We start from the raw sequence: 547 nt of genomic DNA, 5'->3' as shown, positions 1-547 counted from the left end.
TACCACGTCTTTCATCGCCTCTGACTGCCAAGGCATCCACCGTATGCGCTTCTTCACTTGACCATATAACCCCAAGCAATCTGGTTATACTGTGAAGACGACATTCGCCGAAAATTCGAATTTCTCAACTAAGAGAACTCACAAATTTTACCTTAGCCTGATCCGTTACCAGTGAAAGTAACGTTCAGTCTATCTTTCTATCACATACCCAAATTTTTAAAGAACGAACTAGTCAAAGACTAGAAATCAACATTCATCATCACAACGATGGAATACTCATTTCTAAGCTTTCAAACTTCAGAAGCAGTAGTGGTGGAGCCAAACGGGATCGAACCGTTGACCTCCTGCGTGCAAGGCAGGCGCTCTCCCAGCTGAGCTATGGCCCCGTATTTCTACAGGCGTTTCCCACACAAAATTGGTGGGTCTGGGCAGATTCGAACTGCCGACCTCACCCTTATCAGGGGTGCGCTCTAACCAACTGAGCTACAGACCCAATTTCGGGCTGCTTCTTTCGTCTTCTTCAATGAATCAAGCAATTCGTGTGGGA

2 tRNA genes are annotated in these 547 nt (G+C 46.1%); both read right to left on the bottom strand.

Annotated features, from left to right (window positions below):
- Positions 1 to 310: 310 nt before the first annotated feature.
- Positions 311 to 386, bottom strand: a tRNA-Ala gene (locus QMX93_RS30825).
- A 30-nt stretch (positions 387 to 416) separates the two neighbouring features.
- Positions 417 to 493: transfer RNA gene (locus QMX93_RS30820), tRNA-Ile, on the bottom strand.
- Positions 494 to 547: the final 54 nt, after the last annotated feature.

Source organism: Pseudomonas sp. PS01303 (assembly GCF_029959385.1).
Lineage (GTDB): Bacteria > Pseudomonadota > Gammaproteobacteria > Pseudomonadales > Pseudomonadaceae > Aquipseudomonas > Aquipseudomonas rustica.
The sequence above is the reverse complement of the archived record's forward strand: the minus strand, read 5'-3'. Positions and strand labels throughout refer to the sequence as shown.